General features: G+C 62.4%; 11 protein-coding genes. 1 reads left to right on the forward strand and 10 read right to left on the reverse strand.

What is annotated here, in order from left to right; genetic code table 11:
- Positions 1-90: 90 nt before the first annotated feature.
- The 9 genes from ACR0K1_RS18480 to ACR0K1_RS18520 all read right to left on the reverse strand — a co-directional run bounded on the left by ACR0K1_RS18480 (position 91) and on the right by ACR0K1_RS18520 (position 10,663).
- Positions 91-1,644, reverse strand: a complete 1,554-nt coding sequence (locus ACR0K1_RS18480; RefSeq protein WP_480615971.1) for a trimethylamine methyltransferase family protein — start codon at positions 1,642-1,644, stop codon at positions 91-93.
- Between the two features lie 181 nt (positions 1,645-1,825).
- Positions 1,826-2,776 (reverse strand): GlxA family transcriptional regulator, encoded by a 951-nt coding sequence (locus ACR0K1_RS18485; protein WP_480615995.1) that lies wholly within the window; start codon positions 2,774-2,776, stop codon positions 1,826-1,828.
- A 174-nt stretch (positions 2,777-2,950) separates the two neighbouring features.
- Positions 2,951-4,054, reverse strand: coding sequence for a Gfo/Idh/MocA family protein (locus tag ACR0K1_RS18490; RefSeq protein ID WP_480851478.1), 1,104 nt, complete (start codon positions 4,052-4,054; stop codon positions 2,951-2,953).
- Between the two features lie 17 nt (positions 4,055-4,071).
- The gene (locus ACR0K1_RS18495) at positions 4,072-5,133 is read right to left on the reverse strand and encodes a sugar phosphate isomerase/epimerase family protein (protein ID WP_480851469.1); all 1,062 of its coding nucleotides are present in this window, start codon (positions 5,131-5,133) and stop codon (positions 4,072-4,074) included.
- 63 nt (positions 5,134-5,196) lie between these two features.
- Entirely contained in the window at positions 5,197-6,321 is a 1,125-nt protein-coding gene (locus ACR0K1_RS18500; protein WP_480615975.1) for a substrate-binding domain-containing protein, read from the reverse strand.
- Between the two features lie 34 nt (positions 6,322-6,355).
- Entirely contained in the window at positions 6,356-7,306 is a 951-nt protein-coding gene (locus tag ACR0K1_RS18505) for an ABC transporter permease (RefSeq protein WP_480851470.1), read from the reverse strand.
- The gene (locus ACR0K1_RS18510) at positions 7,306-8,271 is read right to left on the reverse strand and encodes an ABC transporter permease (protein ID WP_480851471.1); all 966 of its coding nucleotides are present in this window, start codon (positions 8,269-8,271) and stop codon (positions 7,306-7,308) included. Before ACR0K1_RS18510 ends, ACR0K1_RS18505 begins: the two co-directional genes overlap by 1 nt.
- Positions 8,268-9,788: a sugar ABC transporter ATP-binding protein gene (locus ACR0K1_RS18515; protein WP_480851472.1), complete on the reverse strand. Its 1,521-nt coding sequence runs from the start codon at positions 9,786-9,788 to the stop codon at positions 8,268-8,270. Before ACR0K1_RS18515 ends, ACR0K1_RS18510 begins: the two co-directional genes overlap by 4 nt.
- On the reverse strand, positions 9,785-10,663 hold the full coding sequence (locus tag ACR0K1_RS18520) for a sugar phosphate isomerase/epimerase family protein (protein WP_480851473.1): 879 nt from the start codon (positions 10,661-10,663) through the stop codon (positions 9,785-9,787). Before ACR0K1_RS18520 ends, ACR0K1_RS18515 begins: the two co-directional genes overlap by 4 nt.
- An 80-nt stretch (positions 10,664-10,743) precedes the next feature.
- Between ACR0K1_RS18520 and ACR0K1_RS18525 the strand changes: the two genes are divergently transcribed.
- Positions 10,744-11,763 (forward strand): LacI family DNA-binding transcriptional regulator, encoded by a 1,020-nt coding sequence (locus tag ACR0K1_RS18525; protein ID WP_480851474.1) that lies wholly within the window; start codon positions 10,744-10,746, stop codon positions 11,761-11,763.
- 68 nt (positions 11,764-11,831) lie between these two features.
- On the opposite strand, the gene ACR0K1_RS18530 is transcribed toward ACR0K1_RS18525, so the two are convergent.
- Positions 11,832-12,123: IclR family transcriptional regulator domain-containing protein (locus ACR0K1_RS18530; RefSeq protein WP_480851475.1), on the reverse strand; the 292-nt coding region annotated here is incomplete at its 5' end.

Below are 12,123 nucleotides of genomic sequence, written 5' to 3' on the forward strand. Positions count from 1 at the left end.
GACCGTGATGCCGGGCCCATAAGCCCCTGCAAGAGCAGAAAAAAAGAAGCCCGCCTGTTGCGGCGGGCCAGTTTGGGGAGGGAAGTTTCCTCAGTAGCTCTGGTTCAGTTCTTCCGCCGCCGGAATCTCGCGCTCGCGGCGGGCGATGTAGTCCAGCAGCTCTTCGTTCTTGGCTTCGTCCAGCTTCGGCTCTTCATATTCCCCCAGCAGCTTTCTGGCGTGTTTCAGGGCGCGCTCGGTGATCTCGACACTGCCTTCGGCCTGCCATTGCTCGATCGAGTTGTTGTCGAACAGATCGGGCATGAAAAACGCCTGTTGGAAATTGTCCTGCGTGTGCGGGTGGCCCAGATAGTGACCGCCGGGGCCGATATCGGGAACCGCGGCAACGGCCTGATCGAAATCATGCCATTTCGGCCCCTCGGCCATGCGGTAGGCCATGGCGCATTGTTCCGCATCCACGACGAATTTGGCGACCGAGCAATGCATGCCCGCCTCGTTCCAGCCCGCCGAGTGCCAGATATAATGCGCGCCCGCATGGACAACCGCGCTGAGCGTGGTGGCGGATTCGTATCCGGCCTGCGCGTCGAACGTCTTGGCCCCGCCCAGCGTGTTCGAGGTGCGCCACGGCACGTCGTAGAACCGCGCCATCTGGCCGATCATAAAGTTCATCAGGCTGATCTCGGGTGTGCCCGCCATCGGCGCGCCGGATTTCATCGACACGGTCGACAGGTAGTGGCCCCAGATCGCCGGGCAGCCCTTGCGGACCACCTGCGTATAGGCCAGCGCCGACAGCGCTTCGGCGGTCAGCTGGGCCACGGTGGCGGGGACGGATGCAGGCGTGTTCGCGCCGCCCAGCACGAAGGGCGAGCACAAAACCGGCTGGTTGCGGCGGCAGAAGGCGCGCATCGCGCCCAGCATGGTCTCGTCCCAGACCAGCGGGCTGTTGCCGTTGCAATTGCCGGTGGTGACCGGGTTGTTGTCGATGAACTCATCGCCGAACAGAATGGCGCACATGTCCATCACGTCCTCGGCGTTCTTGGGCGAGGTGGTCATGCCCATGAACATCTTGTCCGAATATTTCATCGACGAATAGGTGATGCGCAAATGCCGCTGGCTGATCGGGTGATCATAAGGTTCGACGATATGGTGGGCCGAGCTGTGCAGCGCGGGCATCATGTGGCTGAGCTTGTGGAACATCGCCAGATCGTCCAGCGTCGGGTTCCGGCGCACATCGTCCAGATCGCGCAGGAAGGGCGCGCCGGTCATCGGCACGAACACCGAATGCTTGCCGCCAAGCCTGACATTGTTGTTGGGATTGCGCGCGTGATAGGTGAACTGCGCCGGAATGGTCGAGATCAGCTCGCGCACCATATTACGGTCCAGATAGACCAGTTCGCCATCGATCCTGGCCCCGGCTTTCCTCCAGTCTTCCAGCGCAATCGGATCGCGGAACTGAACCCCGACATTTTCCAGAATGTCCATGGCCGCGTTGTCGATCATCTCGACCTGCGCATGATCCATCACTTCGCACAGCGGAATGTTGCGGGTCAGGCCGGGCAGCATGTCAAACCGGGGCGCGGTGCGGATCGCCCGACGGGCAGACCGACCGCCCGAACGAGAACGGGTACGGCTTTCAGTGGTCATCGTGAGTCTCCAGTGATTTCGGAGACTATCCCACGTCCCGGATGATCATGCGTCCCGTCTTGCGAAGTAATTTTGATGGAAGCGACATATCTTCGTCACAGGCGCAAAGCCGCCCCTGCTGCCCGATGTGCGGAACGCAAACCGCGCGGCGGTGGCCCCAAACAGCAGCCGAATTGTGATGTCAGCTGATTTTATTCCGCTGAGCGTGCGGCGAGACCCCAAAGCGTGCGCGATAGACCTTGGCAAAGTGACCGGGGCTTTCATAGCCGCAGGCCATGGCAATGTCGGTTATGGAATCCTCGGTCTGCAGCAAAAGCTTTCTGGCCCGGTCCAGACGCATTTCGACATAGTATTTCTTGGGCGTCGAATTCAGATATTTCCCGAACAGCCGTTCAAGCTGGCGGGTGGAAATCCCCAGCCTGGCCGCAATCGAAGACGGAGGGGTCGGGTCATCGATCCGGTCCCGCATGATACGGATCGCGCCCGCAAGATGCTTGTTGCGCATGCCGTTCCGCGATTGCAGTGAAACCCGCTGTTCCGCCGTCGCGTTCCGGACCGCGACATAGACCATCTGATCCGCAACATCGAGCGCAAGGTCCTCGCCATGTTCCGCTTCAATCAGATGCAGCATCAGGTCTGCCGTCGCGGTGCCCCCTGACGCCGTGATGTGTTTTTCGTCGGCAACAAAAACGCTGCGCACCAGATTCACATCCGGAAACTCCTCCATGAAGCTGTCGTGATACTCCCAGTGAATGGCGGCTTTGCATCCGCCCAGAAACCCGGCCTCGGCCAATATCCATGCCCCGGAACACAGAGCGCCGATTCTGGTTCCTTTGGCGCGTTCCCGGCGCAGCGCTGACAGCAACGGACGGCTGACATGGTTTCGCATGTTGATGCCGGACAACACAAAAATCCGGTGGCATTTGGCGACCGCCGAGAAATCCCCGTCTACCGAGGTTTTGGACCCGTTCGAGGACGCAACGGGTTCCCCGTCTTCCGAGTGCAGCGACCATTCGTACAGGTCTTTCCCGCTGATGAGATTTGCGATCCGCAACGGCTCGACCGCGCAGGAAAACGCGAGGTGCGAAAACTCATCCGTCAGAAAGAACACAACTTTTTGCGGCTGGGACATGACCGTCACATAGTCGCCTTGCAACATTCCATGGGGTGAAATTCTGGCTACAGCACAAGGTCATATGACGTCAAGCCGACTTGATGGGCGTTTCGATCGCAAGCGCCCGGCGCTTGCCCCCTTTGGCCCATGCCGGTTCGGGAATGGCGGGCGCGGTTCACCCCTCGCCTAAATTCAGGGCAATTCGGTCCAGCTACAGTCATTTTTTGACGATGCCAGCGCGCCGGAAATGAACGCCATGCCCAGCAAACCGTCCGCAAGACCGGGCAGCAAACGGCCCGCGCCTTGATCGCCCCGGATCAGGTCCGCAGCCTCGGCATAAAGCGTGGCAAAGCCTTCAAGGTAGCCTTCGGGGTGGCCCGGCGGGATGCGGGTGGCGCGTTTGGCCGCCGGGGACGTCATTGCGCCGGAGCCGCGCGTCAAGGTCTGCGGCGGCTGGCCGAACCGGCTGAACCGCATGTGATTGGGATGTTCCTGCGCCCATTCCAGCCCGCCACGTTCGCCATAGACCCGCAGGCTCAGACCGTTTTCGTTGCCCACCGCCACCTGACTGGCCCACAGCATGCCCCGCGCGCCGCTGGCATAGCGCAGCAGGATGTGGGCGTTGTCATCCACCTGACGGCCCGGAACCATGCTGGTCAGATCGGCGGCCAGGTGCGAGGGCACCTCGCCCGTCACGAAATGCGCCAGGTTGAACGCATGGGTGCCGATATCGCCGATGGCCCCTGCCCCCGACCGCTCCGGATCGGTGCGCCAGTCGGCCTGTTTGTTGTCGGTATCAGCCGGTTCCGTCAGCCAGTCCTGCGCGTATTCCACCTGCAACAGCCGCAACCTGCCCAACTCGCCCGCCTGCACCATGTCGCGCGCCTGCCGAATCATCGGATAGCCGGTGTAGTTATGGGTCAGGATGAAATGCGCGGATGAGGCATCGGCCACCGCCCTGATGCGGGCGGCATCCTCGGTCGTGGCGGCCAGAGGTTTGTCGCAGATCACGTGGATCCCGGCCTGCAGAAACGCAATCGCCGGGTCGGCATGCATATGGTTCGGGGTGACGATGGCAACCGCGTCGATGCCATCGTCGCGCGCGGCCTCGGCGTCTGCCATTTGGCGGAAATCGGCATAGGATCGGTCGGGCGCGATCCCCAGTTCCTGCGCGGATGCCGCAGCACGCTGCGGATCGGACGACAGCGCCCCCGCCACCAGATGCCAGCGCCCGTCCAGCCGGGCCGCGATCCGGTGCACGGCCCCGATGAACGCGCCCTGCCCGCCGCCGACCATGCCCAGTTTCAACACGGTCACTGGCCCAGCCCCAGCATGGTTCGGATCATGGCCTGATCAACCTCGCCACCGGCGAAGTCATCAAACGCCTTGTCGGTGGTCTCGATGATATGGCGCGCGATGAAGGGCGCGCCTTCGGCGGCCCCCTGTTCGAGGGATTTCAGGCAACATTCCCATTCCAGAACCGCCCAGCTGTCATAGCCATATTGCGTCAGCTTCGAGAAAATCGCGCCGAAATCCACCTGCCCGTCGCCCAGAGAACGGAAGCGCCCGGCGCGGTTGGTCCAGCCCTGATAGCCGGAATAAACGCCTTGCCGACCGGTCGGGTTGAACTCTGCATCCTTGACGTGAAAGGCGCAGATGCGGTCGTGGTAGAGGTCGATGAACTCCAGATAATCCATCTGCTGCAACAGGAAATGCGAGGGGTCGTAGTTGATCCGGCAGGCCTCATGCCCGTTCACCGCATCAAGGAACATCTCGAAGCTGGCCCCGTCGAACACATCCTCGCCCGGGTGGATTTCAAAGCCGATGGCCACGCCTTGCTCGGCGTAAGCGTCAAAGATCGGGTGCCAGCGGCGGGCAAGCTCGGCAAAGGCCTCTTCGATCAGGCCCTGCGGGCGCTGCGGCCAGGGATAGAGATAGGGAAAGGCCAGCGACCCGGTGAAGCTGACCGAGGTGTCCAGCCCCATGCGGCGGGATGCGATGGCGGCTTTCCTGACCTGATCTGCGGCCCAGCCCTGCCGCGCCTGCGGATTGCCATGGACGGTTTTGGGCGCGAAAGCGTCAAAGGCCAGATCGTAGGCGGGATGCACCGCGACCAGCTGGCCCTGCAGATGGGTCGAAAGCTCACTGACCTCAACGCCCGCCTCGCGGCAGGTGCCGAGGATCTCATCGCAATAGGTCTGGCTGTCGGCGGCTTTGTCCAGATCGAACAAACGCCCGTCAAACGTGGGGATCTGCACCGCCTTATAGCCCAGACCCGCCGCCCATTCCGCAATCGCGCCCAGCGAATTGAACGGAGCCGCATCATCGGCAAACTGCGCAAGAAATAGTCCCGGTCCCTTGATCGCACCCGGCATATCAGCCTCCCTTGAAAAATCCGGTGTGTCAGGCCCCGACCGGGGCCTGACGGGGTCAGGTGGTTACTTGCCGCCCCAGCGTTCGGGGTAGCCCGGCATGCCCTCGCAACCGCAGGCCGCGTAGTGCAGCGGCGGCATCGACGGGTTCACGAAATCAGCCAGATTGTCGTTGGTGATCGCCGGTTGCGGCAGGTTCCATTCCGGGCCGGGGATCGCCTCGCCATCCAGAATTTTCAGAGCCGCCAGAATCGGCGTGCGCCACTGATAGGTCGGATAGGTCGGCGCGATGGTGGTCATCCCGATCTCCTGCCATTTCTGCAGGAAATCCTGCTGGTCTTCGCCGGTGACAATCGGCACGTCCAGCCCCATATCCTCGAACGCCTCGATGGCCGCGACCGAGGTTGCGCCCGCGTCCATCCAGACCGCGCCCAACTGGTTGCCGCGCTGGATATAATCCTCGACAATCGCCTTGGTCTTGGCGCGGTCGCCATCGGTGAATTCCGCGCCAACGATGTTCAGACCGGCCTCTTCCAGAATACGTTTCGCGGCAGAGTAGCGGGTTTCCAGAACGTCGACGCCGGGCAGGATGCGCAGCATCAGCACGTCGGACCCTTCGGGCGCGTTGGCGGCGATGAACCCACCCGACTGGATGCCGAAACCATAGCCGCCGACCGGTTTGATAAAGGTCACGGGGCAATCGGTGTTCACACCCCGGTCGAACACGATCACGGGAAGTTGCTCGCAGGCTTTTTCCACAGCGGGGGTCAGAGCTGCGGTCGTGTTGGGGGACACGATCAGGGCGTCACAGGTGCCACCGGCCAGCAGATCCTCGATATCGGCAATCTGCTTGTCGTCTGAGCCTTCGGCGTCGGTCACGACGAACTCGGCGATATTGTCATGCTGTTCCACCTCGGCCTGCATGGTATTCCAGCCGACTACGCGCCACGGGTTGTTAACGCCCGCGTTCGAGAAGCAGATCGTATGCGGGCCATCCTTTTTGAAACCCGAGGTATCGGCCATCACGTCGCCATAATGCTGCAGCCAGGGGGTTGCCGCATCGCCATTGGCGGCTGCGCCCAGCATGTCTTTTTGCTTGGCGAATTCGGCCGGATCGTCAAAGTTCTGCGCCTGGGCGGGCAAGGCCACCACCAGCGCCGTCAGGGCGGTCGCTGTACATTTGTTGATCATCTTGTTTCCTCCTCCTCGGTAAAATATCGGGCGCCTATCCCCCTGATCGGCGTCGTCGGTATCCGGCGATCACCACCGCCGAGATCAAAATCAGCCCCTGCACCACATCGCGGATGGGTTTCGGGAAACCCAGAATGTTGAGCAGCGTGAACATCGCCTGCAGCACCAGCGCGCCCGCAATCGTGGCCCCCACGGTGCCGCGCCCGCCCAGCAATTGCGCCCCGCCGATGACGGCGGCGGTGATCGCCTGAAGCTCAAGCCCGATGCCCACATCGGTGGAGACGCCCGCAAAGCCGCCCAGCAATATCCCGGCGATGACGGCCGAGACCGAGGACATGACAAACGCCACAATCCGCGTTTCCGTCAGTGGGACCCCGGCCAGCAAGGCGGCCTTTGGATTGTCGCCCATGGCGATCAGGCGCTTGCCGTAATTGGTGCGGTGCATCAGCCACCACATGGCGGCGCAGACCACCACCATCACGATCACCGCCACCGGCAGGATTTTGATCAGCGGCAGGTCCTTGATCAGATAGCGTCCGAAAAAGCGGAAATTCTCGGGCAGGTATCCGCGCGGCGCACCGCCCGACCATGTCAGGGCCACACCGCTGAGCGTGATCATCATCCCCAGCGTGGCAATGATCGACGGCACCTTGAGCCACGACACCACCAGCGCATTCACCACGCCCACGATCACGCCCGCGCCCAGCATGACCAGGATCACCCACCATGTCGCGCCGGCATCCCCGTCCAGCAGGATCGAGCTGCCGATCACCGTAAGCGTCACCAATGCGCCTGCCGACAGGTCGAACCCGCCCGAGTTGATGACGTAAAGCTGCCCCACCGCCAGAATCGCAATTGGCGCGGCGCGTTTGAGGAAGTTCATGTAACCGGTCGGCTGCAGGAAATAGGGCGACAGGATCGCGATTGCCACAAAAAGCAGCACCAGCACCAGAAAGACCGGGTTGATCTGTTTCAGCCGGGCCATCATGCCTCGATCCTCCGGCTGCGCACGGCATAGACGGCGACGGCGGCCACGATGATGACCCCGCGCAGGATCTGTTTGGCAAAGGCGTCGACACCGGCAATGTTGAAGATCGAGTCGATCAGCGAAAAGATCATCACCCCCATCAACGTGCCCCAGACGCCGCCGCGCCCGCCGGACAGCGCCGTACCGCCGATGACAACGACGGCGATGGATTCCAGATCGTAAACCCCGTCCCGCCCGATCCACGGCGCGCCCGAGCGTAACCGGCTGGCCAGATACAGCCCCGCGATAGTGGCGCAGACCGAGCAGATCACATGCGCCATGATCACCACGCGGGTGGTGCGCATGCCTGCAAGCTTGGCCGCATCCGGGTTGCCGCCGACCGAATAGATGTTTGACCCCGCGCGGGTGAAACGAAGGAACACCCAGGCCGCCACGGTCAGGGCAATCAGGAAGATCAGGCTGACCGAGATGCCGCCGACCTGCCCGTAAGCGAAGACCTGAAACTCTTCCGGTACCTCTCCGGCGAAATTGTTGAACGTGGCGCTCAGCAACCCTTGCAGGATCAGCGCCATGCCAAGGGTGGTGATCAGCGGGTTGACCTCGAACTGGGTGATCACCAGCCCGTTGATCAGGCCGACCACGACCCCCACCGCCAGAACGGCAGCAATCGCGGGCAACATCATCGCCGGTTCGCCCGACATGATCGATGAGGCCAACACGGCAGAGACTGAAATCAGGTTCGCCACGCTCAGATCAATCGAGGCGATCAGGATGGCAAAAGTCTGACCTACTGCGGTGATCCCCAGAGCAATCGAGCGCCCCAACAGGCCCAGCAGGTTTTCGGCGGTCAGATATTGCGTCTGCCCGGTCGCCACGGCGACGATGACATAGATCGCCACCGCCACCAGCAGCAGCAGGAACGGCGCAAGGGCCGCGAGGTTCCGGGGCCTGCCGATCTTCATGAGGCTTCCAGTTCAAGATGCGCCTCGGTCGCTGCATGCATGACCTCGGTCTCGCTGGCACCATGGCCGAACTCGGCCACGATCTTGCCGTCGCTCATCACCAGAACCCGGTCCGAGATGCCCAGAACCTCGGGCAGGTCAGACGAAATCGCCATCACCGCCGCGCCCTCTTGTGCCAGTTTGCGCATCTGGGCGTATATCCCGGCCTTGGTGTTGACGTCGATGCCACGGGTCGGTTCGACAAAGATCAGAACCTTCGGGGCCAGCGACAGCCAGCGCGCAACGATGGCCTTTTGCTGGTTGCCCCCGGACAGAGACTGAATCTCGACCTCGTAATTCGCCGCACGCAGATCGAAGACGTCAAACAGCGCGTCCATCTGATCGAGCGAGGCAATCGGCGAGTGGTTCGGTGCCCCCAGGGCGCTGGAAAAGGCCCGCGCCGAGATCATGCCGTTGTCACGGACCGTTTGCATCAGCATCAGGCCCTCGGCCTTGCGGTCGCCGGGCAGCATGGCGATCCCGGCCTTGGCGGCGCTGCGCGGGCTGGTCAGCGGGACCGGTCTGCCCTCAACCGTAACCGCGCCCGACTCGAACGGTTCCGCGCCAAACAGGGCCAGCGCCAGCGCCGTGCGGCCAGCGCCCTGAACACCGGCAAACCCGGTGATCTGACCCGCGCGCAGGTCGAGATCGATGTTGAACAGCCGGTCATTGCCGCCGCCGCGCACGGTCAGCACCGCCGCGCCAATTTCCTCCGGCGTGGCGGGTTCGGGATAGAAATGCCCGATATCGCGCCCGACCATCGCCTCGACGATCTGGCCGGTTTCGGGCACGTGATCGAACGCGGCGGCGACCTTGCCGTCCTTGATGACGGTGACGCGGTCGGCCAGACGGCGGATTTCGCGCATGCGGTGGGTGATATAGACAATCGAGCGCCCCTGCCCGCGCAGATTTTCGACCAGTTGGAACAGCAGATCGCACTCGGTATCGTTCAGCGCCGCCGTTGGTTCATCCATGACGATGACCTGCGCGTTAAGGGACAGCGCCTTGGCGATCTCGACCATCTGCTGCTGCGCGACGTCCAGATCGCTGACCAAGGTGTCCGGGCCAAAGCGATGGCGATCCCCGAACAGCGCCAGGACGTCCTGCGTTTCGCGCCGCATCCTGTCGCTGTCCAGCAGGCCCCAAAGGCGCGTGGGTTCGCGGCCCAGAAAGATGTTTTCGGCCACCGTCCGGTCGGGCAGCAGCGAGAATTCCTGATAGATCACGCTGACCCCTTGCGCGAGCGATTCCAGCGGGTGCTGAAACCGAACCTTCTGACCGCGCAGGAAGATGTCGCCTTGTTCCGCCTGATAGACGCCCGACAGCACCTTCATCAGTGTGGATTTGCCCGCGCCGTTTTCCCCGACCAGCGCGTGCACCTCGCCCGATCGGGCCGAGAAACTGACCGCATCCAGCGCCTTGATCCCCGGAAAGACCTTGGAGATCCCTTTCATCTCAAAGAGGGCATCACCGCTCATGCCTGCGCCCAGCCTTTGCGAATGAACGCGGCGCTGTCGTGAAACAGCTGCGGGTGATCGTCGAACATCGGCCGCCAGATGCGTGTGGCCGCAGCAATTTCGGGAACGCCTGCGCCAAAGGCCTCCATCACCACCCAGCCGTCAAAGCCGGTTTTCTTCACCGCGGAAAAGATCGTGCCGAAATCGATCTGCCCGGTTCCGGGCGTGCCCCGGTCATTTTCCGAGACATGCAGAACGTTGATCCAGCCAGACAGCGCCGCAATCGCCTGCGCCTGATCCTTTTCTTCGATATGCGCGTGGAACGTGTCGTACAGGATCCCGAAAGCGGCATGGTCGACCAGTTCGCAATACTGCGCCGCCTGTTCGGCGGTGTTCAGGAAGTGGGTTTCGAACCGGTTCAGGGGCTCCAGCGCCAGCCGCATCCCCCGCGCTGCCGCGTTTTCAGCCATCCGGTGGTGCAGCTCGGCCCCGCGCTGCCATTCCCCGGCGGTTGGCCCGCTGCCGGTGAAATGCCCGATGGGCGCATGAAACGGCCCGCCGATGGTTTCGGCCCCCAGCGCCGTGGCGCAGTCCAGTATCCAGTTCAGATGAGCAACACCGCCCGCCCGGATATCGGGGTCGGCGCTGGTGGGGTCCGCATTGGGATCGGGCACAATCGCGGTGCAGGTCCGGTCCAGCTCCAGCGCATCCAGTTCGGCCCCCAGCCAGGCATAGTGATCGGCGGTCCCTTCGAGGATCGGGATTTCGACACCGTCATACCCTGCCTCGGCAGCAAGCTGGCAAAACTCCAACTGCGCCCTGTCGATCAGCCCACCGACGCACAGCAGGTTCACACCCAGCTTCATGTCCCCTCCCCAGAAGTTCAGAAGTTGCAACGGTACGAATCTATGTAATCGATTTCATTGCTTATGTAAACCATTACATTTTCCGTTTCACGCTGCTATAAATCGTCAGCATGACAAGAAATTCGAACAAGAGACCCACGGTTCGGGATGTTGCACGAGTGGCCGGAGTCTCGACCGCGACGGTCAGCCGGGCGTTGCAATCGCCTGATATCGTTTCCAAAAAGACACGCGATGCGGTGTTCACGGCTGTCTCGGAAACCGGGTACAGCGTCAATACCGCCGCACAGATGCTGCGGCGCAACCGGTCGGGGACGGTGCTGGTCATCCTGCCGGATATTTCCAACCCGTTCTTTTCCAAGATCCTGTCGGGCATCGAAGAGATTGCGACCCGCGCCAATCTGACGATCCTGATTGGCAACACCAACGGCGACGACGCGCGCTATGCGAAGATCCTGGAAAACCTGCGCAACGGGCGCGCCGACGGGGCCCTGATCCTGAACGGCGCCGCGCCGCCGGACGGGATGCTGCCCGAGGGCACTCCGGTCGTCTCGATCTCGGAACGTCTCGAGGATGCGGGCTATGCGCATGTCGGGACCGACAACCGCAAAGCGGCATTCGATGCCACGCATTATCTGCTGGCCCAGGGGCACCGAAAGATCGCCCATGTCACCGGACCCGAAGGCAACGCGCTGACCGAAGACCGCCGCGCCGGGTATGTTCAGGCGATGACCCAAGCCGGTCTGACAGACCACATCCACACAATCCCCGGCGGCTTCACCTATGCCGACGGAGAGCGGGCGGCGGACCAGCTGATTGCGCGGCACCCGGATACAACCGCCGCCTTCTGTGCCAATGACGAATCCGCCATGGGCGTCATCCGGAGCCTTCAGAAACAGGGATATTCCATCCCCGGCCAGATATCCGTCATGGGCTTCGACGACGTACCGTTTTCCCGCATCTTCCAGCCCGAGTTGACGACAGTGCATCAGGCGCGAAACCTGATCGGGCAACGGGCGATGGGAGTATTGCTGGAACTGCTGGACAAAAGCGCCCCCCCTGCCGGTCCGGTGTTTCTGGAGCACAGGATCGTGACGCGAAACAGCGTGGCCGCACCGCCTGGGCATGCGTGAAACCCGAGGATGCAGTGGCGATTGGTCGGAACATCAATTCAGGCTGAAATCGCGATCTCAGGCGCGGGTCATTCGGCCAACAGGGCCGACAGCTCGTTCGCCCCCTTTTGCAATATCTCCAGAAACGACATCAGGCTGGTCACGTCATGGCGTTGTGTCGGGGCGTGCACCGACAGCGTGGCCACCAACCGGCCCTGCCCGTCCTGAACCGGCACCGCAAGGGCTGACATTCCGGTCATGAATTCCTCGTCATCGGTGGAATACCTACGCTCGGCAATGCGCTGGATTTCCGTTCGCAACGCCCCGGGTGAAGTCAGCGAGCGTTCGGTCTCCGGTTGCAGGTTTCCGGCGGCAAGAAAC

The sequence above is a fragment of the Ruegeria sp. F5 genome, from assembly GCF_056533845.1.

What these genes read in the sequence shown, in the direction of transcription:
- ACR0K1_RS18515 (WP_480851472.1), bottom strand. Translation starts at nt 9,788, where the DNA reads ATGAGCGGTGATGCCCTCTTTGAGATGAAAGGGATCTCCAAGGTCTTT.
- ACR0K1_RS18500 (WP_480615975.1), bottom strand. Translation starts at nt 6,321, where the DNA reads ATGATCAACAAATGTACAGCGACCGCCCTGACGGCGCTGGTGGTGGCC.
- ACR0K1_RS18490 (WP_480851478.1), bottom strand. Translation starts at nt 4,054, where the DNA reads ATGGTCGGCGGCGGGCAGGGCGCGTTCATCGGGGCCGTGCACCGGATC.
- ACR0K1_RS18510 (WP_480851471.1), bottom strand. Translation starts at nt 8,271, where the DNA reads ATGAAGATCGGCAGGCCCCGGAACCTCGCGGCCCTTGCGCCGTTCCTG.
- ACR0K1_RS18525 (WP_480851474.1), top strand. Translation starts at nt 10,744, where the DNA reads ATGACAAGAAATTCGAACAAGAGACCCACGGTTCGGGATGTTGCACGA.
- ACR0K1_RS18505 (WP_480851470.1), bottom strand. Translation starts at nt 7,306, where the DNA reads ATGGCCCGGCTGAAACAGATCAACCCGGTCTTTCTGGTGCTGGTGCTG.
- ACR0K1_RS18485 (WP_480615995.1), bottom strand. Translation starts at nt 2,776, where the DNA reads ATGTCCCAGCCGCAAAAAGTTGTGTTCTTTCTGACGGATGAGTTTTCG.
- ACR0K1_RS18495 (WP_480851469.1), bottom strand. Translation starts at nt 5,133, where the DNA reads ATGCCGGGTGCGATCAAGGGACCGGGACTATTTCTTGCGCAGTTTGCC.
- ACR0K1_RS18480 (WP_480615971.1), bottom strand. Translation starts at nt 1,644, where the DNA reads ATGACCACTGAAAGCCGTACCCGTTCTCGTTCGGGCGGTCGGTCTGCC.